Source organism: Bradyrhizobium yuanmingense, from assembly GCF_029167105.1.
Classification (GTDB): Bacteria; Pseudomonadota; Alphaproteobacteria; order Rhizobiales; family Xanthobacteraceae; genus Bradyrhizobium; species Bradyrhizobium yuanmingense_A.
Map to the genome: position 1 here is coordinate 41,369 of NZ_JARFML010000041.1, position 19,866 is coordinate 61,234.

A 19,866-nucleotide genomic window follows, 5' to 3' on the forward strand; every position below is an offset into this window, starting at 1 on the left:
AGTTGTCCATGCCCTTCCGGTCCGACGATCTGGTCGATGACATCATGCATTCGGCGCCGTACACGATCCGCGTGTTTCTCGCCTTCAGGATGGCTTGTGTCGGCTGTCCGATCGCGACCTTCCACACGGTCGATGACGCCTGCCGCGAGCATGGCATCGACCGCGACAAGTTTCTCGCCGCATTGAGCGAATGCGTGCCGGCGTGAAGCGGTCAGGAATCGCGCAGGTGTGCGTGGATTCCCGGATGATGAGCGCGCTTTCGCCGTAAGCGGAAGCGCGCCTCATCCCTATCTTCAGGGAGAAGGCGTCAGTTCTCACGCCGCGCCGCTGTCGGCGCTGCGCTCCGCCAGCACCACGATCTTGTGCGGCTCGCGCAGGATGATGCGCTGGCGGCCGCTCTCGACCAGGCCCTGGCTCTCCCAGCCGCTCAGGATGCGGCTGACGGTGTGCAGCGTGGTACCGGTCATCTGCGCGATGTCCTGGCGGCTGATCGGGAAGTCGATCTCGATGCCGTGGTCGAGCTTCTTGCCGGACTGCTTGGCGAGGCGCAGCAGCGCGTGCGCGATGCGTTGCTCGACCTGCTGGGTCGACATTTCCAGGATGCGGGTGTGGCTTTCCTGCAGCCGCGTTCCGACGGTCTGGAGCGTGTTGGCGGCGAGCGCCGGAAACCGCTCGACCAGCCGCGGCCAGGCCGAATTCGGCCAGATCAGCACGACGCTGTCGTCGACCGCCATCGCCGTCGCCGGATAACGCGCAGCTCCGATCGCCATCGCGAGCCCGAACGTCTCGCCGGGCGCGACATAGCGCACCACGATCTGCTCGCCGGCCGGCGTGGTCTTGGCCGCGCGGACATGGCCGTGCAGCAGCAGGAAGAAGCACTGCGCGTCCGCCCCCTGCTCGAAGATCGCACTGTTCCTGGGATAGCGCGCCGAGCGGGCCTCACGCAGGATCTCGTCGAGAGCGTCCGGCGTCATCCCCGCAAACAGCGGCAAATGCGCAACCAGCGATGTGTCGACCTTGGCCATTCTGCCTCCGTGGCATCGGGGCGTGTGATGGCACCTGCAATCGCCGAGTAGTTTGCGTTAGCGCAAAACGAGGCGGTCCAGTGGCAGTATTTTTCCAAACAACGACCTGTGTAACGATCTGTATTGATTGGAGTTGACCCCATGGCTGGCGCCCGATCCCGCAATTTTGCGGGCTGGCCGCTGTTTGCGAACAGCTTTCGCCCCTTTTTCCTGCTCGCCGCAATCCAGGCGGCGCTGTCGATCCTGGTCTGGCTGCCGATGTTCTACGGCGAATTGTCGGTGAGCTCCGCGTTCGCGCCGCGCGACTGGCACATCCATGAGATGCTCTATGGTTTCCTGCCGGCCGTCATCACCGGCTTCCTGTTCACCGCCATCCCGAACTGGACGGGGCGCCTGCCGATCCAGGGCGCGCCGCTCGCGGCCTTGGTGACGGTCTGGCTTGCCGGGCGCGTCGTCGTGACGGTGTCGGCGAATACCGGCTGGGCGTTTGCACTGGTCGTTGATGCCGCGTTCCTGGCATTGGTCGTCGCTGCCGCGACGCGCGAGATCATCGCAGGTGGCAATTGGCGCAACCTGCCGGTGGTGGGGCTGGTGCTGGTTCTGCTCGCCGGCAACGTCGCCTTCCATGTCGAGACGCATTACGAAGGCGCGGCCGACGTCAGCATCCGCATCGGCATCGGCGTCGTCATCCTGCTGATCGGCTTGATCGGCGGCCGCATCATTCCAAGCTTCACCCGCAACTGGCTGGTCAAGTTCAATCCGGGCCGCCTGCCGGTACCGTTCGGACGATTCGACGGCGCGGTGATCGGCTTGAGCGCGCTGGCGCTGATCGCGTGGATCGCGGCACCGCTGAACATGATCACCGGCCTCGCGATGGCGGCAGTGGGCGTGCTGCATCTGGTTCGGCTTGCACGCTGGGCCGGCGACCGCACCAGGCGCGAGCGGCTGCTGCTGATCCTGCACGTCGGTTATGTCTTCGTGCCGCTCGGCTTCATCCTGAACGCTGTGGCCGCCTTCGGCGAGCTGCCGCCGAGCGCCGGCATCCATGCCTGGATGGCGGGTGCTGCGGGAACGATGACGCTCGCGGTGATGACCCGCGCCAGTCTCGGCCATACCGGACAGGCGCTGACGGCTTCGCCGGCGATCCAGGGAATCTATGCTGCAATCATCATGGCGGCCCTGGCCCGGGTCGGTGCCGTCGTGTTGCCCGCGTATGGCGACGTGCTGCTGCACATCGCCGCCTGCGGCTGGATTCTCGCCTTCCTGGGATTTGCCGTCGCGTTTGGTCCGCTGCTCGCCGGCAGCGGGCGGCGGGCGCTCGCCACGATGGGCGTGCCCGCTCCGGCACGCTGAAATCAGGCGGCAGTCGCCGAGGGCGTCGCTGAGGGAGGCCGCACGCCCTTGCGCCACTCGGTGATGGTGCAGCCGAAGCGGCCGCGAAACCAGCGCGCCATGGCGCTCTGTGCGGAGAAGCCGAGCTGCACCGCGATGTCGGCCAGCGGCCGGGCGGGATCCTCGATCAGCTGGACCGCGAGATCGGCGCGTTGCGCGTCCAGGATGGCCGAGAAGCTGGTGCCCGATGCGGCGAGGCGGCGGTGGATGGTGCGGCGGGTGCAGGCCAGATGCTCGGCGACGCGCTCGACCGTGCAATCGCCGCTGGCGAGCAGGGTCCGCACCACCTCGTCGACCTTGGCCTCCCAGCTTGCCGGCCTGCTCTCGATCGCCTCGATCCGCTTGCGCAAGTAATTCGCGATCAAGGGATGCGCGCTTGGGATCCGGCGCTCCATGTCGCGCGCCGACAACAGGATCGCATCGTCATCCGCATTGAAGGTCACCCGGCAGCCGAAGAAGTCGCGGTAGCGCTTGCGGTCGAGCGGCGGTGGATAATGCAGATGCACTTCCAGCGGCCGCCAATTGCCGCCGAACAGCGACTGGATGATGCGGTGGACGCTGCCGAGGGCCATGTCGATCGACTGCCGCGGCGCGCGCGGTCGCCGGCCGCGCAGGTGCAGCGTGATGGTCACGGTCCGCTCGTCACGCGTGACCTCGAGCCGCATGCCGTCATGATGGATATGGATGAAACGCGAAAACGCCTCGATCGCTTCGCCGACGGTCGCCTGCTCGCGCACGATCAGGCCGACCGCGCCGAAATTGGTGAGGCCGCCGCGCTCGGCGAGACGCAGGCCGAAATCCTCGGCGCCGGAGGCCTTTGCCGATAGTTCGAGCAGGCGGCGCAGGCCGGTGACGGCGATGGGGATGTCGGGCTGGTCGAGGCAGGCCAGCGGCAGCCTGACCCTGCGCATCATTTGGCTGGGGTCGAGCCCGAGCGACCGGGCGACCTCGGGGTAACAGCTCAAGCCTGCGCTGCGAATGAGGTCGGTCATGCAAACCGTTCCTGTCAGCCATTCCCGCAGATGTCCCGAAATGTAAAGTTTCTGTCCCGATCCGTCAAATCCAGGAACCGGATGGAACATACATAAAGGGAAACCGAAGCACTGGCGTGAATGCCGTGCGCATGACGGCGGGCGCGACGCGGCCCCGGCCGTCTCGGGCCATTGACCAAGACATTGCTGGATCGGGACTATGCCGGGGAACATGCTTTCCAAGGGCGAGGTATTCGTCATCGACACTGATGCCGCCTCCCGCGAACAACTTTCCGCCGCGCTCGAACAGAGCGCCTATGACGTGATCTGCTTCGCAGACGGGGCGTCCCTGCTCTCGGAGGCGAAGACGCGGATGCCGGCCTGTGTGCTGCTGGAGATGCCGCCGGATCGCTCCGCTCTCGAGGTACTCAGGCAGCTGCGCGAGGAGAATTGCATGGCGCCGGTGCTGGTGACGTCGGCGAACGGCAGCATCGCCATGGCGGTCGACGCCATCAAGAGCGGCGCGACCGACTTCATCGAAAAGCCGTTCCGCACCCACGACATCGTCGGCCGGATCGATGCCGCCATCGATGAATTCGCGCAACCCGGGGCGATCCGGCAACGCTGGCTGCCGGGCTGCGAACCTCTGACGGCGCGCGAAGCCGACGTGCTCGAGCATCTTGCCGCCGGCCTTACCAACAAGGAGATCGCCCGGCGGATGCATCTGAGCGCGCGCACCGTCGAAGGTTACCGCGCCGGCGTCCTGAAGAAGGCCGGCGCCAAGAACGTGACCGATCTGCTCCGGCGCATTTTCGGCCAGGGCTCCCCGACCCAGGCCTGAAGCCGCCCGGACCACCGCGCGTTCCGCAGACATGGTGCCGCCGCGGCGGCGCCCCACGGAAGTCTCAATCGAACCGGTTCCTTCCCTGCCGCGTCCAACCACGATGGCGAGGCATCTCATCGCGCGCGTCCGGCTGGCGGCGCGGCGATACCGGCAGGAGGGACTTCATGCGCATCACCGCAAGATATTTGGCAACCACGGGCCTGATCCTGGTGACCACGGCGCTCGCATCGCCGTCATGGGCGGCCAATGTGGACGCCAATTCGACCATCGACACGGTCACCGTCTATCCCGACGGTGCCACCGTCACCCGCATCATTTCGCTGGATCTCGCCGCTGGCGATTCGACGTTGGTGGCCAAGGATTTTCCGCTCTCGCTCGATCCGTCTTCCCTCCGCGTCGAAGGCGAGGCGGGCGCCAAGCTCACCATCGGCACGATCGATGCACGCCCACCGAAGGCCGCGCCGCCGGTCAACCTGCCCGAGCTCGACAAACGCATCGAAGCCTTGAGGGATCAACGGGCCGACCTGCAGGGCGCGATCGATTCCGCCAATGCCCGGCGCAAGTTCGCGCAGCATTTTGCCGAGGCGTCGCCGGCCGGCCTCGGCGAGAAGGGCGAGGCGCGCCCGATTGCCGAATGGCGCGCGGCCTTTGCCGCGGTCGCCGAGGAGATCGCGACCGCCGACAGCGCAATTCGCGATGCCACGCGAAAACAGCGCGAGCTCGACCGCCAGATCGCGGAGTTGGAAGCCGAGCGCTCGGCCAAGCCGCCGAGCAAGCTGGAAGTGCGGATCGACGTCGCCTCGGCCGCCGCGACCAAGGCGACGCTGCGCGTGACCTATGCCGTGCGCAACGCGCGCTGGGTGCCGCTCTATGACGCCCGGCTCGACACCGGCGCCAAGGATCGCAAGCCGCAGCTCGAACTGGTTCGTCGCGCCGAGGTGACGCAGTCGACCGGCGAGGATTGGTCGAACGTGACGCTCGGCGTCTCGACCGTGCGCATCAGCCGCAGCGGCAGTGCTCCGGAGCTGCATTCGCTGATCGCGCAATATCCACAAGTGCCGAAGCCCATGGCCCTTGGCACGGCCTCGGATCTAGCGCGGCCTGCGCCAACTGTTCGCCAGCGCTCGTACGAGCCCATGTCCAAGGCTGCCGAAGCGACCGAGTTGCGCGAGCGCGCCGACGAGCAACAGGCCGTCGCCGAGATCGGCGACTTCCAGGCCACCTTCAGGATTCCAGGCCGCGTCAGCCTCGGCGCCGCCGACGGCGCCAAGAGCCTCCGTATCGCTTCGGTGAACGTGCCCGCCGATCTCGCGGTGCGCGCCGCGCCGGTGCTGGATCCGACCGCATTCCTGGAAGCCAGCTTCAAGCAGACCGACGACACGACCCTGCTGCCGGGCAAGGTCGCGATCTACCGCGACGGCACCTTCGTCGGCCGCGGCAAGATCACGGCGTCCGCCAAGGACGACATCGTGCGGCTCGGGTTCGGCGCCGACGACAAGGTCAAGATCGAACGCGCCGTGCTCAAGCGCAACGAAGGCTCGGCAGGCCTCTTGGTCACGACGTCGAAGACGGACGAGCGTTCGTTCAAGACCACGATCCGCAATGGGCATGATTTCCCGATTCGCGTCGCGATCGAGGATCAGCTGCCGGTCAGCGAGAACGAGGACATCGTCGTCGAGATGCTGCCCTCGAGCACCCAGCCGACCGTCATCAACATCCGCGACAAGCGCGGCGTGCTGGAATGGTCGTTCGACGCCAAGCCCGGCGAGGCCCGCGACATCAACTTCGCCTGGCGCATCCGCTGGCCGAAGGACAAGAGCATGGTGATCGTCCCGGCGGGGTAGATTGTTAGCCACGAAGGAAGTGCACTCCCTCTCCCGCTTGCGGGAGAGGGCTGGGGTGAGGGCTCTCACCTCTGGGGGATTGTCCCGTTGTGGAGACACCCTCTCCCCAACCCTCCGCCGCAAGCGGGGGAGGGAGCCCACCTTCACCGTGGCGGCACAGCCGCCCGCATCGACTGCGGCAGCACGTACGGCACGCCGTCAACCTGATGCACGTCCGCGTCGATCTCGAAAATATCCCGGATCCTCTCGCGCGTGACGACATCGGCGCGCGGACCGTCCGCGGCGAGCCTGCCGCCGGCCAGCACGACCAGCCGGTCGGCAAAGCGGATCGCGAGGTTGAGATCGTGCAGGATCGCGATCACGGCGGTGCCGGCTGCCGCGCGGCGGCGGGCCGCTTCGACGAGGTCGATCTGGTGGCGCAGATCGAGACTCGATGTCGGCTCGTCCAGCAGCAAGAGCCCGGGGCCGTGCTTGGCCTCGCCGCAGGCGAGCTGCACCAGCACGCGGGCGAAATGAGCGCGCTGCTGCTCGCCGCCCGACAGCGTCGGCAACTGCCGCTCGCGGAAATGCGACAGGCCGACCTCGTCCAGCGCGGCGTCGACGAGTGGGCCGGCCTCGCGCAAGCTGCGCTCGCCCGCGCCCATCAGCACGATCTCCTCGACCGTGAAGGGGAAGGTGACGTTGATGTGCTGAGACAGCATCGCACGGCGCGCGGCGAGCTCGCGCGGCGCGAAGCTGCCGATGTCGCGCTGCTTGAGTCGTACCTCGCCGGCGCTCGGGCGGAGATCGCCGGAGAGCAGCCGCAACAGCGTCGACTTGCCGGCGCCGTTCGGGCCGATGATGGCGATCATCTCGCCGGCCGCAACCGTCAGGCCGACGCCGTCAAGCAATGTCGCGCGGCCGGCGCTCTTGCCTAAGTGTCGTGCTTCGAGCACTGCGGTCATAGCGCGGCGAGCCCGCGCTGCCGCAGCAGGATGAAGAGAAAGACGGGTGCGCCGACGGCCGCCGTCAGGATGCCGATCGGCATCTCCGCGGGCGCCACGATGGTGCGCGCCAGCGTGTCGGCCCCGACCATCAGGATCGCGCCTGATAGCACCGAGGCCGGCAGCAGCAGGCGATGCGCCGGGCCGATCACGAGACGGAGCAGATGCGGCACGACGATGCCGACGAAGCCGATCACGCCGCTGATCGACACCGCGACGCCGGTCATGGCCGAGACCATCACGATCGAGATCCGCTTCAGGCGCTCGACGTCGACGCCGCCGTGAAAGGCGTCGGCCTCGCCGAGCACCAGCAGGTCGAGGCCGCGTGCGATGAAGGCGCAGCCTGCGAGTCCGGCAATGAGCACCGGCGCGAGCACGGCGGCCTTGGTCCAGGTCGCGCCGCTCATCGAGCCTAGCATCCAGAACGTGATGTCGCGCAGCTGGCGGTCGTCGGCGATGAATACCAGGAGGCCGATGCCCGCATTGGCGATCGCGGTGATGGCGACGCCGGCGAGCAGGAAGATCGCGATCGAGGTGCGTCCCGAGCGGCTGGAGATGCCGTAGAGGATTGTGGTGGTCGCCAGCGAACCCGCGAAGGCTGCGAGCGGCAACAGCTCGGTCTGGAGAAAGCGCAGCGCCTCGCCGAAGCGGGAATCGGTGAAGACGATCGCGCTCGCGGCTGCGAGCGCGCCGCCGCTGGAGACGCCGACCAGGGCGGGATCGGCGAGCGGGTTGCGAAACAGCCCCTGCATGATCGCACCGGCCGCGGCAAGCAGGCCGCCGATCATCGCCGCCGCCGCGATCCGGGGAATGCGGATCGACCACAGCACGAGCTGGTCGCGGGCCGTCATGGCCGTGCTTTCGCCGGCCAAGCCCAGCGCGGCTGGCAGCCGGGAGAGCGGGATGCCGGCGGCGCCGACCGTCAGAGCGGCGATCGCGCTGACCAGGAGCACCACGAGCAGGAGGGGAATCGCGAACGATGCTGCCCGCCGTCCCGCGCTGTGTCGCGGGCTCCGTGTTTCGATCCCGGCGGCCACGCTCATTGCCGGCAATTCGCCGTCGACAGCGCCGATGCGAACGCGCCGCCCTCGGCCAAGGCCGGATAGAGCTTGACCGAGAGATCGCGCGCCGCCGCCGCGGTGCGCGGCCCGAAACCGAGCAGATAAAGCCCATCCATGGCAATGAAACTTTTGTTGGCCGCGACCGGCGTCAGCGCAAAGCCGGGATGCGTGTAGACTGCATCGGCCTGCAGCGAATCCTTGCCGCGCTCGATCGACAGCACGACATCGGGCTTTGCGGCCACGATCGCCTCGTCGCTGATGACCTTGTAGCCGTCGTAATCGTCAACCGCGTTGGCCGCGCCCGCCAGCTGGATGATCTCATCCGCCGCGGTCTTGTGGCCCGCCACCATCGCCCGCCCGTTCTGGAGCGACATCACGAACATCACCCGCACCGGCTTGGTCACCTTGGCGCGCAGGGCACGGAGCTGTGCAAGATCGGCGCCGACCGCGGCGCTGAGACATTCGGCACGCGCATCGACGCCCATGGCGTGGCCGACCAGCTTGATCTTCTCGATCAAGCCTTCCTCGGAAAAGGTCTCGGGCACCAGCACCAGCGGCACCTTCGCCGTCTCCAGGATGTCCATGGTCTCGCGCGGCCCCGAGCCCTGGATCGCCAGGATCAGCGTCGGGTTGAGACCGAGCACGCCTTCGGCCGAGATCTGGCGCACATAGCCGACATTCGGCTTGTCCTGCAGTGCGGCCGCCGGATAGAGGCTCGTTGTGTCGACGCCGACCAGCCGGCTTTCCAATCCCAGTGCATAGAGGATCTCGGTGATGGCGCCGCCGATCGACACCGTGCGGGCAAAATCGGTAACAGTGACGTCGCGATTGCGCGCGTCATGCACAATGATGCCCGCGGCGTGCGCAGCAGACGCGAACGCGAGTCCGCCGGAGAGCAGGAGACGGGCGAGGGTGCGGCAACATGTCATTGCAGTTACTTCGTCAGGATCAGCTTGTTCTGCGAGGTCAGGCGGAGACGATAGCTGTCCTCGCCATGCGCAATGATGATCTCGCGCTCGGCGGCAAACAGCTCGCGGCTGTCGATCCGGCTGCCGCGCATGGTGAGAGTTCGCGTTGCCGCAGAAGGGCTTTGCGCCGGTCCTGCCGCGCTGCCGCTGCTGTCTCCTGATGTGGCTGACATTGTCGGTGTGATGCGCTTTCGAAAGCTGGAGTACCGCCCGTTTGTACAGGCGGCGCCAAGCGCATTCCAACCGTCGCAGTTTACAATCGATATAAACTGTAACCCGATGTCATTGACCGTCAGAGTGTTGCCACGTAACCATTTCTGACAGCGGGGAACTCGCCCGCCTCTTGATACAATCAGCCAGCCAGTCGCTCGCGTTGCGGGCGCGCGCCAGCCAGACGACATCAAAAATAAAGTGAAGTGCAGGCTGGGGCTGATATGGCTGACGGGGCTAGGTATTCGCGCGCCCTGATTTTGGGCGCGTCGGTGGTTTCAATTGCGGCAATGACGGCGGAGGGCAGTCTCGCGCAGACCGCATCGCCGCAGAGTGAAAACGCGTCGTCGGAAAGGGCGTCGTCGGAAAGAGCCAAGCAGACCAAGCGCAAGCAAGCGCCGCCGCAAGTTGCGCAGCAGGCAACGCCCGAGCTGATGAACGCCCGCGCTCAAGCGGGCGGCGCCGCGCCCGTGCAAACGCTCGACACCATCACGGTCGCGGCGACGAAGACCGAGGAACGTGCCGTCGATGCATTGGCTCCGGTCAGCGTCGTGACATCGCAGCAGATCGAAGCACGGCAGGCCAGCACCGTCGGCGATCTCATCTACAATGTGCCCGGCGTGTGGGTTCAGAACCGCGGCGATGAGCCGTCGACCTCGATCAACATTCGCGGCCTGCAGGATTTCGGCCGCGTCGCCGTCGTCGTCGATGGCGCGCGGCAGAACTATCAGCGCACCGGCCACTTCGCCAACGGCTCCTTTTTCCTCAACCCCGAGCTGATCAGCGGCATCGACATCGTGCGCGGCCCGACCGCGAACATCTACGGCTCCGGTGCGATCGGCGGCGTGGCCTCGTTCCGCACCAAGGACATCGAGGATGTCGTCCGTGTGGGCGAGCGCTGGGGCGTCGATGTCAAGACGATTCTTGGCAGCAATTATGGTCGCGCGCTCGGCTCGGCCTTCGGCGGCGTGCACGTCAATCCGAATGTCGACGTGTTCGCAGGCGGCACCTATTCGACGCAGGAGAGCTACAAGGACGGCACCGGCTTCGAGGTCGCCAATACCGGCAATCGGCTCAGCAGCGGCATCGCCAAGCTGACGGTGCGGCCGGCGGACGGCCACGAGGTCAAGCTCGGCGCCATTTTCCAGGAAGACATCTACAGCCTGGGCCAGCCGCCGCGACGCGCGGGCGATCCCAATTCGACCAATGCGAACGGCACGAACAATCTGAACGGCACGTCGATCTACGCCTCCAACGTGAAGAATTACACCACGACGCTCGGCTGGAAATACTCGCAGCCGGATGATCAGTGGTTCGACTGGGATGCGAAGATCTACTGGAACCGCACCGAGAACGACCAGATCAAGACGAGGCACACCACCACGACGCCGTCCGTTTATTGTGGCGGCGTGCCGGGCAACGCCGTTTCGGGGTGCATCGGGAGCAACCGCGGATATCTGCTGGATACAATCGGTATCGACGTGCACAATACGACGCGGTTCGAGACTGGAAGCTGGCGTCACGCGGTGACGTACGGCCTGGACGCCTTCCAGGACAAGGTATCTACGCGGGATAGGACAGGTACGGCCGAAGTGACAACGCCCGGCGGCCAGCGCACGGTGTCTGGCGGCTTCGTGCAGTGGAGGGCGAACTACACCTCGATGCTCGAGGTGATCGGTGCTCTCCGTTACGATAATTATCAGCTTTCCTCGGTGTCCTCGTCGTCGGGCGGCGATCGCCTCTCGCCGAAGATCACCATTGCTCTCGTTCCGACCGCGGTCGTGACCCCCTATGCCAGCTACGCGGAAGGCTATCGGGCGCCCTCGATCACGGAGACGCTGGTGAGCGGGCCACATGCCGGCGCGACGGTCAACGACTCGTTCTTCCGCTGTCCGTCGGGCACGCCGGGACCGGGCGCGGATTCGACCTTCTGCTTCGTGCCCAATCCAAACCTGCGCCCCGAGGTCGGCAAGAACAAGGAGATCGGCTTCAACATCAAGAAGAACGATCTGTTCACGGCAGGCGACACGCTGCGCGGCAAGATCAACGTGTTCCGCAACGACATCAGCAACTTCATCGACCAGGTCGCTTACGGAAATCCGCTCGTGGTCCCGACCGGGCCACCTCCGGCACCGTCGATCACGGTGCTCCCATTCCTGCAGTATCAGAACGTGGCGTCCGCGCTCATTCAAGGCGTCGAGGCCGAGGCGATGTATGACGCGAACCTGTGGTTCTTCGGCCTCTCCGGGACCTATCAGAGCGGAAAGAATCTCCAGACCGGCTTCGGCCTCTACAGCATTCCGCCGCAGAAGATCACGACGACGGCCGGCGTGCGTCTGCTCGACCGCACCCTCATCCTTTCGATGATGTGGACGTCGGCAATCGCCAACTACGACATCCCCAGGACCTACACGCCGGCGACGTCGTACGATCTCGTCAATCTTTACGCGCAGTACCACCCGACGCCCGATCTCACGCTCAACTTCTCCGTCGAGAACCTCTTCAACCGCTACTATCGTCCGTATGCCATTCCGGTCGGTAGCACGGGCGACACGCAAAACGACGTGAAGTGGGCGAGCGCCGGTGCCGGGCTCGTGATCAAGGGTGGTCTCAAGTACCATTTTGGCGGCACTTGAGGGAGACACCGGAGGTTCTGCCTTGCTGATCTCGAAAGTCACGCTGATGCGTCAGCGTGGCTTTCGGTCCGTTCTGAAATATCCGATCGGCAACTGCCGATTTACAAGTCACAGGAGAAAAGTCGAATGTTCATCGCCATGAATCGTTTCCAGGTAAAGCCCGGCTCGGAAGCCGCGTTCGAAACCGTCTGGCGGACCCGTGAGTCCTATCTCAGCAGCATGGCGGGCTTCGTCGAATTCCATCTGCTCAAGGGGCCGGTCGCCGAGGACCACACGCTGTATTCCTCGCATACCGTGTGGGTCGACAAGGCAGCTTTCGAGGCCTGGACGCGCTCGGAGGAATTCCGCCGCGCTCATGCGCGCGCCGACAACAAGACCGGCGAGAGCCTCTATCTCGGTCACCCCAAGTTCGAAGGCTTCGAGGTCATCATGACCGAGCGCAAGGCGAGCGCGGCGGCCTGATCGCGGCCGATCATGAGAGGAAGCCGGACATGCTGAGCACCGATCTCGCCGATCTCAAGGCGTACATGGCCGACAATCCGGGTGCCGTGATCGAGGACGTCGCGCGCGAGCGCAGCGTCACGCCGCGCGCGGTGATCGAGGCGTTGCCGCCGTCAATGGTGCGCATCGGGAGCGGCGAACATTTTGCCGCCGCCATGCAGGACATCGCGGAATGGGGCGAGGTGACGCTGATCGTCCACACCGATGATGCGATCTTCGAGTTCACCGGGACCGTTCCCGCGGGCGAGATCGGCCGCGGCTATTTCAACCTGATGCAGCCAAAGGGCCTGCACGGCCATCTCCGCCACGAGCGCTGCGCGGGAGTTGCCTTCGTCGAGCGGCCCTTCATGGGCAAGTCCTCGGCCTTCGTCGCCTTCGTGAACGCCGACGGCGGCATCATGTTCAAGGTTTTCGTCGGCCGCGACGAGACGAGGGCGCTGCGGGCGGATCAGCTGGCCCGGTTCCGGCAGCTTGCGGACCGGATCGCGCCGAAGCCTTCGGCGTAACTTCCATTTGCCGGGAGATCAGGATGCAGAGCAATTCCACGCTTCGCCATGTGATCCTCACAATCGCGCTGGCCTTCGCGCCGGCGCCGGCCTTTGCGATCGACGCGGTGCTGTTGCCGCGCAATCTGTCGCCCTGGGGCATGTTCCTCGGCGCCGACATCGTCGTGAAGATCGTGATGGTCGGGCTCGCCATCGCCTCGCTGGTGACATGGACGGTGTGGCTCGCCAAGACCATCGAGCTCCGCCGCAAGAGTTCGCTAGCGTTGCAGCGGACGCGCGCGCTCGAGGGCAACATGACGCTGGCCGATGCATCCGCGCGGACCGGCGACGCCCGCGATGCGGTCGCGCAGCTGATCCAGTCCTGCGCCAGGGAGGCCGAGCTCTCCGGCGGCATTGTCGACGACGGCCTGCAGGAGCGCGTCGCGTTACGGCTGGAGCGGGTCGAGGCGGCGATGTCCAGGCAGATCGCGCGCGGCACAGGCGTGCTCGCGACCATCGGCGCCGTCGCGCCGTTCGTCGGCCTGTTCGGCACCGTCTGGGGCATCATGAACTCCTTCATCGGCATCTCCGAGAGCCACACCACCAGCCTTGCCGTCGTCGCGCCCGGCATTGCGGAGGCGCTGCTCGCCACCGCGCTCGGTCTCGTCGCCGCGATTCCGGCGGTCGTGATCTACAATCATCTCGTCCGCGGCATCGCCAATTACCGCGCTTTGCTCGGCGACGCCTCGGCGCAGCTCATGCTGCTGGTGAGCCGCCAGCGCGACCACGGCCATTTCCGTCTGGCGCGGGCAGCGGAGTAGGCCATGGCCGCCGGGCTCGGGACATCGAAGCTCCGCTCCCGCGGTGACGCGAGCGATCTCGAGGTTACCCACGAGATCAACGTCACGCCATTCATCGACGTGATGCTGGTGTTGCTGATCATCTTCATGGTGGCGGCGCCGCTCGCCACCGTCGACATCGGCGTCGATCTGCCGGCGACGGCCGCCGAGCCGGCGCCGCGGCCGGACAAGCCGGTGTTCGTCACCGTCAAGCCGGACCTTTCGATCGCGGTGGGTGAGGATATCGTCGCTCGCGACGCGCTCGGCACCTCGCTCAGCGCCGCCACCAAGGGCCGCAAGGACGAGCGCATCTATCTGCGCGCCGACAAGGCCGTCTCCTATGGCGACCTGATGGAGGTGATGAACACCCTGCGGAACGCCGGCTTTCTCAAGGTCGCCCTCGTCGGGCTCGACGGACGCAGCTGATGGCCGCGAACGCCTTTGCCCTGCACCAGCCGCTTGATGAGCGGGAGGGCGCGCGCTGGGGCGTCTCGGCGGCCCTGATCGTGGCGTTGCATCTCGGCGCCGCGCTGCTTGCGATGAGCTGGCTGAAGCAGGTGCCGGACGAGGGCGTCAACATGCCGGCCATCCTGATCGACATGACGCCGGAGACGTCGGCACCGCAGTCGACGCCGCTGGACATCGCGCCGGGGCCGGTGATGCAGCAGGCGGATGCGTCACCGCCCGAGCCGGTGCAGCAGCAGGCTGTCGAGGAACTGATCCCGCCGACACCGCCGCAGGAGCAGCCGGATGTGGTGGCTCCACCGGAACAGAAGCTCGAGCCGAGCCCGCCGCAGCCCGAGCCTGCGAAAGTTGCACCCGTGGAGAAGCCGGCTCCGGCGAAGCCCAGGGTGGTTCGCCTCGACGCTCGGAAGCCGTCGGATGCGCTTCCGGCGCCGCGCACCAGCGCACCGCCGCGCGCGGAGCGGCAGGCGCCGCTGGCCTCTGCCGTCAACGCCGGCTCGGCCGCGTCTGCGATGGCGACTTATTATCAGCGCGTCCGCGCGCACCTCATGCGCTTCCACCAATATCCGGCAAGTGCGAATGGCCAGAAGGGCACGGTCAAGGTGAGTTTCACGCTTGGCCGCGGCGGTCAGGTGTTGTCCAGCCGCCTCGGTGGATCGTCGGGTGTCGCAGCGCTCGACGCCCAAGCCATGGCCATGGTGCGCCAGGCGCAGCCATTCCCACCGGTGCCATCTGAAATCACCTATGGGACGATCCCCATCAACATCGGCGTGGCGTTCGGTAAGTGACCGCCAACGAACTCCTCCCCCGCGCCGGGCGGGAGAGGAGCAGAGAGCGAATTCACTTCGCCTTCAGGAAATCCGCGACCTCGAGCAGCACGAACTCGTTGTCGTCGGCCTTGTTGGGATCGCGGCTGGAGGAGAACGGCAGGTTGTTGTCGTTGCCGACGATGATGTGGCTGTCGTCGACGCGATCGACGTTCTCGATGGTGAAGAACGGGAAGGTGTAGACGCCGTCGTTGAGCGGCTTCCGCGCCTTCTTGTCGGGATCCCTGATCTTCATCAGGTCGATATAGCCGATCTTGCGCACGGGCTTGCCGACATTGGCGTCGGTCAGCTCGATCTTGTAGACGCGCTTGAACTTGGCGAGGTCGGGGAAGCAGCTCTCGCCGCGCTGGCCCTGCGGGCAGGCCTTGTCGGCGGTGCCTTCGCCATTGTCGCGCTCGATGACGAGGCCGGAGGCCTGGTCGATCATGTTGAAATCGCCGATAGCGTTGCCGTTCTGCTCGAACACATAGTGCCAGTAGCGGCCGGTGAATTTCTCCGCGGCGACGTCGAATTCGAGGATGCGGGAGGCTTCCTTGCCGTCGACCTTCTCCCAGTCCTTCTTGTCGGCATCCCACAGCGGTCCCTCGAGCAGGCCGTAGAGGAACTTGCCCTCCTTCGACGCGGCGAAGCCCTCATAGCCCTTGGAGCGGCGGAGATTGACATTGGTGTAGGTCGCGCCCGGCGCGGCCGGCGTCCCCACCGCCCAATTGTCGGGCGAGCGCACCGGCTTGCCGTCGGCGACCGTATCGAACACGCCGAGGATTTTGCCTGACTTGTCCGCCTTCAGGACATAGGGGCCGAACTCGTCGCCGATCCAGAAGGTGTCGCCGACGATCTGGAAACCTTCGGTGTCGAAATCGGAGCCGGTGAGATAGCGCTTCTGGGTGTCCTCGTGCACGATGCGGAACGGCACCTTTTTGTCGGGATCGTGCAGGAAGATGGTCTCCACCCGCTCGATCTTGCCGCCGGCCCAATCCATCTTGTAGCGGTTGAGGTACAGCATCGAATCCGGCGAGTTGGCGCGCGCGCCCATGCCGTTGTCGGTGAGGACCCAGTACGTGCCGTCGGGCAGGGTCTTGATGCCGGAATGGCCCTGCAGCGGCTGGCCCTTGAACGGCAGCGACACGCCGGTCGGACGCTCGAAGGACTTGCCCATGACGGTGCCGAGCGCGTCGACCCGCTTGCCGGTGGTATATTTGCCCGCCGCCTTGAGATCGGCGGGGGCATCAGCCGGCGCCTCGACGAAGGTTTCGGCCGGCATCACCGCGTGGCCGGCGAGCTTGGCGGGAAATTCGCCCTCGCTCTGCGCGAGCGCTGTGCTCGCGGTGAGGATGATCGTGGCGACGGTGCAAAGAAAAGTCGCGCGCATGTGCGTCTCCTGTTGGCGGACGCAACGCTTATGCGGATCGCATGTTGCAGTATTGTGAAGCCGGGCCAAAGGCCGCAGCTTCGTCTACTCCTTTACCGCGCCTGTCAGCGACGACACGTAATAATCCACGAACAGCGAGTAGAAGATCGCGACCGGGAGCGAGCCGAGCAGCGATCCCGCCATCAGCGCACCCCATTGATAGACGTCGCCGGTGACGAGCTCGGTCAGGATCGCGACCGGCACGGTCTTGTTGGCGCCGCTCTGGATGAAGGCCAGCGCGTAGATGAACTCGTTCCAGGACAGCGTGAAGGAGAAGATGCCGGCCGAGATCAGCCCGGGCACCGCGAGCGGCAGCGTGATCCGGCGCAGGATCTGCAGCCGCGTGGCGCCGTCGACCAGCGCGCATTCCTCGAGCTCGTAAGGAATCGACTTGAAATAGCCGATCAGGAGCCAGGTGCAGAACGGCACCAGGAAGGTCGGATAGACCAGGATCAGGGCCAGCGGCGAGTCGAACAGGCCGAACTGCACCACCACGGTGGCGAGCGGAATGAACAGGATCGACGGCGGCACCAGATAGGCGAGATAGATGCCGAGGCCGACATAGGGGCTGCCGCGGAAGCGCAGGCGCTCGATCGCGTAGGCCGCCAGCGTGCTCGCGATCAGCGACAGCGTGGTCGAGCCGATCGCGACCAGCATCGTCGTCTTCAGCCATTGCGGATAGGCGGTGTTGAACAACAGATGCTTGATGTGCGCCAGGGTCGGCGAGGAGATCCAGAACGGGTTGTTGTCCCGGTAGTTCATCAGCTCCGCGTTCGGCTTGAACGAGGTGATCGCCATCCAATAGAACGGAAACAGCAGGATCAGAACGAAGCAGCCGAGGGGCAGATAGATCATCATCAGCCGCCGCAGCCCGGAATCCCAGGCCATGGTGTCGGGCGGCGCTTTTGCGTCCGCGACGGTCGATTGCGCGGCGGTTTCAGTCATTGGCCTCTCCCTGCTGCCATTTGCGGCGCGCCAGGCCGAAATAGGAGAACAGTGTCGCGAACACCAGGAACGGGATCATCGACACCGCGATCGCCGCGCCTTCGCCGAGCTCGCCGCCGGCGATGCCGCGCTGGAACGCCAGCGTCGCCAAGAGGTGGGTCGAGTTCACCGGACCGCCGCGGGTAATGGCGTAGACCAGCTGGAAGTCGGTGAAGGTGAAGATGATCGAGAATGTCATGACGATGGCGAGGATCGGCAGCATCATCGGGAAGGTGATGTAGCGGAAGCGCTGCCAGGCGCTGGCGCCGTCCAGCATCGCGGCTTCGTAGAGCGAGGGCGAGATGGTCTGCAAGCCGGCCAGCAGCGAGATCGCGACGAAGGGAATGCCGCGCCAGATATTGGCGGCGATCAGCGAGAAGCGCGCCGGCCAGGGCGAGCCGAGGAAGTCGATATTGCTGTCGCGCCAATGCAGCACGTCGACCAGAAGGTAGGAGATGATCGAGAACTGCGGATCGTAGATCCACCAGAACGCCAGCGCCGAGAGCACAGTCGGCACGATCCAGGGCAGCAGCACGATGGCGCGGAGCAGGCTCTTGAACGGGAAATGGTTGTTGAGCAGCAGGGCGAGCCAGAAGCCGAGCGCGAATTTCCCGAAGGTCGCCACTCCCGTGTAGAACACGCTGTAGAAAACCGCGTTCCACCACAAGGGATCGGTGAGCAGGTACTGGAAATTCTCGATGCCGACGAAGATGCCGCGACGGCCGATCGTGGTGTCGGTGAAGGCGAGCCAGACGCCGAGGCCGAGCGGGTAGGTCAGGAACACGGTGAGCAGCCCGATCGCAGGGGCAAGGCACATCACGATCAGGAACGGCTTGTAGTCGAACAGCCGCACGATCCAGTTCGGCTGCCGCTGCGCCAGTGCGTCGGAGGAGAGGGTGGTCACGGACATTAGTGTGTTTGTCCTGTTCTAAGCTTTCACCACGTCGACGTTGCGAGGGATCCCGTGACAAAATTACGGAACAATTTTGCACTGGAGACGAAGCAATCCAGGTTGTCGCCACGCGGACGGACTGGATTGCTTCGCTCGCAATGACGGTCGCTACCGCTGCCGCCGGAAGTAGCGCTTGCAGCGCTGCTCGGCTTCGGCGGCCGCGGCCTCCGGCGTGGCGGCACCGGTGGCGACGGAGGCGCACATCTGAATCAGCACGTAATCGGCGCTGACCGCGCCGGTCGCCGTCGAGATCGGCCCCTTGTAACCGTCATAGTAGGTGCTCTGCATCGTGTCCTTGAACAGCTTCACCTTGGGATCCTGCGACCACACGGCGGCCTCGGCATAGGCGGCCAGCGGCTGCGACCAATAGCCGGAATTGGCGTTGAGCCACGGCTCGTACTGGTCCTTCTCCAGCATGTATTGCAGAAACGCCTTGGCGGCGTTGGGATATTGGGTGTGCTTGAACACCATGGCGTTCAACGTCAGGCCCGCCATCGGCGAGACCTTGGCCAGGCCCTTGGGCAGCAGCTGATGCTCGCTGTCGTCGGCGATGGCCTTGGTGGCCGGGTCATTCTTCAGCGAGAAGTACAGTGAGACGCCGTTGGCCGTCAGCGCGATTTCCTGCGAGGAATACGCCCGGTTGTTGCTGACGTCGTTCCAGGACGGCGTGCCGGCGATGAAGGTCGGATACAGCTCCTTGACCCAGTTCAGAGCGGCGATCGTCTCCTTGCTGTTGATGGTGACGTTGCCCTCCTCGTCGAGCAGGGCGGCGTTGTGCGACCACAGCGCCCAGTTGGCGAAGCCGTTGCCGTCGCCCTTGGCGTTGCCGAGCGCGAAGCCGGCCGGCTTGCCGGCCTTGTGCAACTTGCGGCAGAGGTCAAGCACGCCGGCATGATCTTCCGGAACCTTGTCGAAGCCGACCGATTGCAGCACCGACTTGCGGTAGATCAGGGGACCCGCGGTGGCGCCGAACGGTAGTCCGATCCAGGACTCGCTCTTGTTCTTCTTGCCGTAGCGCTGCGCCAGCGGCAGCCAGCCGCCGTACTTCTTGCCGAGATAGTCGGCGACGTCGGTGAGCTCGATCAGCTTGTCGATGTAGATATGGGGTGCGTCGGAGAAGCCGATGATGATATCGGGGCCGGCGCCGGAATTCGAGGTCACCGCGGTCTGCTGGTTGATGTCTTCCCAGCCGACGAAGTCGACCTTGACTTCGACCCCGGTGTCCTTGGTGAACTTTGCCGCATTGGCGCGGAACACGTCCTCGTCCGCCTGGACGAAGCGCACCGGGCGCAGCATGCGCAAGGATGCGCCCTTTTCGATGTCGCGCTTGGGTGCCGGGACGTCGGCAGCCTTGATAGTGGATGTTTGCGCTGCAGCACCGGTGGCGGCGAAGGTTGCAGCGGATAGGCCCAGCGCCAAGGCATCACGGCGTGTGATGTCGTTCCTCATCAGTACCTCCCTATGTGTTCCC

General features: G+C 65.5%; 20 protein-coding genes. 10 read left to right on the forward strand and 10 right to left on the reverse strand.

Annotated features, from left to right (window positions below; genetic code table 11):
- Positions 1-8 precede the first annotated feature (8 nt).
- Positions 9-206, forward strand: coding sequence for a DUF1858 domain-containing protein (locus tag P0R31_RS34780; protein ID WP_275519214.1), 198 nt, complete (start codon positions 9-11; stop codon positions 204-206).
- 108 nt (positions 207-314) lie between these two features.
- Here P0R31_RS34780 and P0R31_RS34785 read toward each other — a convergent pair whose 3' ends face one another.
- Positions 315-1,025: a Crp/Fnr family transcriptional regulator gene (locus P0R31_RS34785; protein WP_275519215.1), complete on the reverse strand. Its 711-nt coding sequence runs from the start codon at positions 1,023-1,025 to the stop codon at positions 315-317.
- Positions 1,026-1,166: 141 nt separating this feature from the next.
- On the opposite strand from P0R31_RS34785, the gene P0R31_RS34790 reads away from it, so the two are divergent.
- Entirely contained in the window at positions 1,167-2,378 is a 1,212-nt protein-coding gene (locus P0R31_RS34790; protein WP_275519216.1) for an NnrS family protein, read from the forward strand.
- A 2-nt stretch (positions 2,379-2,380) separates the two neighbouring features.
- Here P0R31_RS34790 and P0R31_RS34795 read toward each other — a convergent pair whose 3' ends face one another.
- Positions 2,381-3,409 (reverse strand): AraC family transcriptional regulator, encoded by a 1,029-nt coding sequence (locus P0R31_RS34795; protein WP_275519217.1) that lies wholly within the window; start codon positions 3,407-3,409, stop codon positions 2,381-2,383.
- Positions 3,410-3,608: 199 nt separating this feature from the next.
- On the opposite strand from P0R31_RS34795, the gene P0R31_RS34800 reads away from it, so the two are divergent.
- Both P0R31_RS34800 and P0R31_RS34805 read left to right on the forward strand, forming a co-directional pair.
- Positions 3,609-4,229 carry a response regulator transcription factor gene (locus P0R31_RS34800; RefSeq protein WP_275519218.1) on the forward strand — a complete coding sequence of 207 codons (621 nt, stop codon included), beginning with the start codon at positions 3,609-3,611 and terminating at the stop codon, positions 4,227-4,229.
- A gap of 167 nt (positions 4,230-4,396) precedes the next feature.
- A complete protein-coding gene (locus P0R31_RS34805; protein WP_275519219.1) occupies positions 4,397-6,076 on the forward strand; it encodes a mucoidy inhibitor MuiA family protein in 1,680 nt (559 codons plus the stop codon).
- Positions 6,077-6,219: 143 nt separating this feature from the next.
- Here the strand turns inward: P0R31_RS34805 and P0R31_RS34810 are convergent, their stop codons facing one another.
- The 4 genes from P0R31_RS34810 to P0R31_RS34825 are packed head-to-tail and all read right to left on the reverse strand — an operon-like array spanning position 6,220 to position 9,261.
- A complete protein-coding gene (locus P0R31_RS34810; protein WP_275519220.1) occupies positions 6,220-7,020 on the reverse strand; it encodes a heme ABC transporter ATP-binding protein in 801 nt (266 codons plus the stop codon).
- Positions 7,017-8,102: a FecCD family ABC transporter permease gene (locus P0R31_RS34815; RefSeq protein ID WP_275519221.1), complete on the reverse strand. Its 1,086-nt coding sequence runs from the start codon at positions 8,100-8,102 to the stop codon at positions 7,017-7,019. The genes P0R31_RS34810 and P0R31_RS34815 overlap by 4 nt, the downstream gene beginning before the upstream one ends.
- Entirely contained in the window at positions 8,099-9,049 is a 951-nt protein-coding gene (locus tag P0R31_RS34820; protein WP_275519222.1) for a heme/hemin ABC transporter substrate-binding protein, read from the reverse strand. Before P0R31_RS34820 ends, P0R31_RS34815 begins: the two co-directional genes overlap by 4 nt.
- A gap of 5 nt (positions 9,050-9,054) precedes the next feature.
- Complete coding sequence (locus P0R31_RS34825) at positions 9,055-9,261, reverse strand: hemin uptake protein HemP (RefSeq protein ID WP_036022033.1); 207 nt, start codon at positions 9,259-9,261, stop codon at positions 9,055-9,057.
- Between the two features lie 261 nt (positions 9,262-9,522).
- On the opposite strand from P0R31_RS34825, the gene P0R31_RS34830 reads away from it, so the two are divergent.
- From P0R31_RS34830 to P0R31_RS34855, 6 genes are all read left to right on the forward strand, one after another.
- Entirely contained in the window at positions 9,523-11,934 is a 2,412-nt protein-coding gene (locus P0R31_RS34830; RefSeq protein ID WP_275519223.1) for a TonB-dependent hemoglobin/transferrin/lactoferrin family receptor, read from the forward strand.
- Positions 11,935-12,060: 126 nt separating this feature from the next.
- Entirely contained in the window at positions 12,061-12,396 is a 336-nt protein-coding gene (locus tag P0R31_RS34835) for an antibiotic biosynthesis monooxygenase family protein (protein ID WP_275519224.1), read from the forward strand.
- Positions 12,397-12,425: 29 nt separating this feature from the next.
- Positions 12,426-12,941 (forward strand): heme utilization cystosolic carrier protein HutX, encoded by a 516-nt coding sequence (gene hutX, locus P0R31_RS34840; RefSeq protein WP_275519225.1) that lies wholly within the window; start codon positions 12,426-12,428, stop codon positions 12,939-12,941.
- A 23-nt stretch (positions 12,942-12,964) separates the two neighbouring features.
- Positions 12,965-13,741, forward strand: a complete 777-nt coding sequence (exbB, locus tag P0R31_RS34845; protein WP_275519226.1) for a tonB-system energizer ExbB — start codon at positions 12,965-12,967, stop codon at positions 13,739-13,741.
- A 3-nt stretch (positions 13,742-13,744) separates the two neighbouring features.
- Positions 13,745-14,185, forward strand: coding sequence for a TonB system transport protein ExbD (gene exbD, locus P0R31_RS34850; protein ID WP_275519227.1), 441 nt, complete (start codon positions 13,745-13,747; stop codon positions 14,183-14,185).
- Positions 14,185-15,012, forward strand: a complete 828-nt coding sequence (locus P0R31_RS34855; RefSeq protein ID WP_275519228.1) for an energy transducer TonB — start codon at positions 14,185-14,187, stop codon at positions 15,010-15,012. Before exbD ends, P0R31_RS34855 begins: the two co-directional genes overlap by 1 nt.
- A gap of 52 nt (positions 15,013-15,064) precedes the next feature.
- On the opposite strand, the gene P0R31_RS34860 is transcribed toward P0R31_RS34855, so the two are convergent.
- The 4 genes from P0R31_RS34860 to P0R31_RS34875 form a co-directional block, all read right to left on the reverse strand.
- Positions 15,065-16,420, reverse strand: a complete 1,356-nt coding sequence (locus P0R31_RS34860) for an esterase-like activity of phytase family protein (RefSeq protein ID WP_275519229.1) — start codon at positions 16,418-16,420, stop codon at positions 15,065-15,067.
- Between the two features lie 84 nt (positions 16,421-16,504).
- Positions 16,505-17,404: a carbohydrate ABC transporter permease gene (locus P0R31_RS34865; protein ID WP_370100639.1), complete on the reverse strand. Its 900-nt coding sequence runs from the start codon at positions 17,402-17,404 to the stop codon at positions 16,505-16,507.
- Entirely contained in the window at positions 17,397-18,353 is a 957-nt protein-coding gene (locus tag P0R31_RS34870) for a carbohydrate ABC transporter permease (protein WP_275519230.1), read from the reverse strand. The genes P0R31_RS34865 and P0R31_RS34870 overlap by 8 nt, the downstream gene beginning before the upstream one ends.
- A gap of 150 nt (positions 18,354-18,503) precedes the next feature.
- Complete coding sequence (locus P0R31_RS34875) at positions 18,504-19,844, reverse strand: ABC transporter substrate-binding protein (RefSeq protein WP_275519231.1); 1,341 nt, start codon at positions 19,842-19,844, stop codon at positions 18,504-18,506.
- Positions 19,845-19,866 lie beyond the last annotated feature (22 nt).

Excerpts from the sequence above, each read along its gene's own strand:
- P0R31_RS34780 (WP_275519214.1), top strand. The coding sequence starts at position 9 with ATGCCCTTCCGGTCCGACGATCTGGTCGATGACATCATGCATTCGGCG.
- P0R31_RS34785 (WP_275519215.1), bottom strand. The coding sequence starts at position 1,025 with ATGGCCAAGGTCGACACATCGCTGGTTGCGCATTTGCCGCTGTTTGCG.
- P0R31_RS34790 (WP_275519216.1), top strand. The coding sequence starts at position 1,167 with ATGGCTGGCGCCCGATCCCGCAATTTTGCGGGCTGGCCGCTGTTTGCG.
- P0R31_RS34795 (WP_275519217.1), bottom strand. The coding sequence starts at position 3,409 with ATGACCGACCTCATTCGCAGCGCAGGCTTGAGCTGTTACCCCGAGGTC.
- P0R31_RS34800 (WP_275519218.1), top strand. The coding sequence starts at position 3,609 with ATGCCGGGGAACATGCTTTCCAAGGGCGAGGTATTCGTCATCGACACT.
- P0R31_RS34805 (WP_275519219.1), top strand. The coding sequence starts at position 4,397 with ATGCGCATCACCGCAAGATATTTGGCAACCACGGGCCTGATCCTGGTG.
- P0R31_RS34810 (WP_275519220.1), bottom strand. The coding sequence starts at position 7,020 with ATGACCGCAGTGCTCGAAGCACGACACTTAGGCAAGAGCGCCGGCCGC.
- P0R31_RS34815 (WP_275519221.1), bottom strand. The coding sequence starts at position 8,102 with ATGAGCGTGGCCGCCGGGATCGAAACACGGAGCCCGCGACACAGCGCG.
- P0R31_RS34820 (WP_275519222.1), bottom strand. The coding sequence starts at position 9,049 with ATGACATGTTGCCGCACCCTCGCCCGTCTCCTGCTCTCCGGCGGACTC.
- P0R31_RS34825 (WP_036022033.1), bottom strand. The coding sequence starts at position 9,261 with ATGTCAGCCACATCAGGAGACAGCAGCGGCAGCGCGGCAGGACCGGCG.
- P0R31_RS34830 (WP_275519223.1), top strand. The coding sequence starts at position 9,523 with ATGGCTGACGGGGCTAGGTATTCGCGCGCCCTGATTTTGGGCGCGTCG.
- P0R31_RS34835 (WP_275519224.1), top strand. The coding sequence starts at position 12,061 with ATGTTCATCGCCATGAATCGTTTCCAGGTAAAGCCCGGCTCGGAAGCC.
- hutX (WP_275519225.1), top strand. The coding sequence starts at position 12,426 with ATGCTGAGCACCGATCTCGCCGATCTCAAGGCGTACATGGCCGACAAT.
- exbB (WP_275519226.1), top strand. The coding sequence starts at position 12,965 with ATGCAGAGCAATTCCACGCTTCGCCATGTGATCCTCACAATCGCGCTG.
- exbD (WP_275519227.1), top strand. The coding sequence starts at position 13,745 with ATGGCCGCCGGGCTCGGGACATCGAAGCTCCGCTCCCGCGGTGACGCG.
- P0R31_RS34855 (WP_275519228.1), top strand. The coding sequence starts at position 14,185 with ATGGCCGCGAACGCCTTTGCCCTGCACCAGCCGCTTGATGAGCGGGAG.
- P0R31_RS34860 (WP_275519229.1), bottom strand. The coding sequence starts at position 16,420 with ATGCGCGCGACTTTTCTTTGCACCGTCGCCACGATCATCCTCACCGCG.
- P0R31_RS34865 (WP_370100639.1), bottom strand. The coding sequence starts at position 17,404 with ATGACTGAAACCGCCGCGCAATCGACCGTCGCGGACGCAAAAGCGCCG.
- P0R31_RS34870 (WP_275519230.1), bottom strand. The coding sequence starts at position 18,353 with ATGTCCGTGACCACCCTCTCCTCCGACGCACTGGCGCAGCGGCAGCCG.
- P0R31_RS34875 (WP_275519231.1), bottom strand. The coding sequence starts at position 19,844 with ATGAGGAACGACATCACACGCCGTGATGCCTTGGCGCTGGGCCTATCC.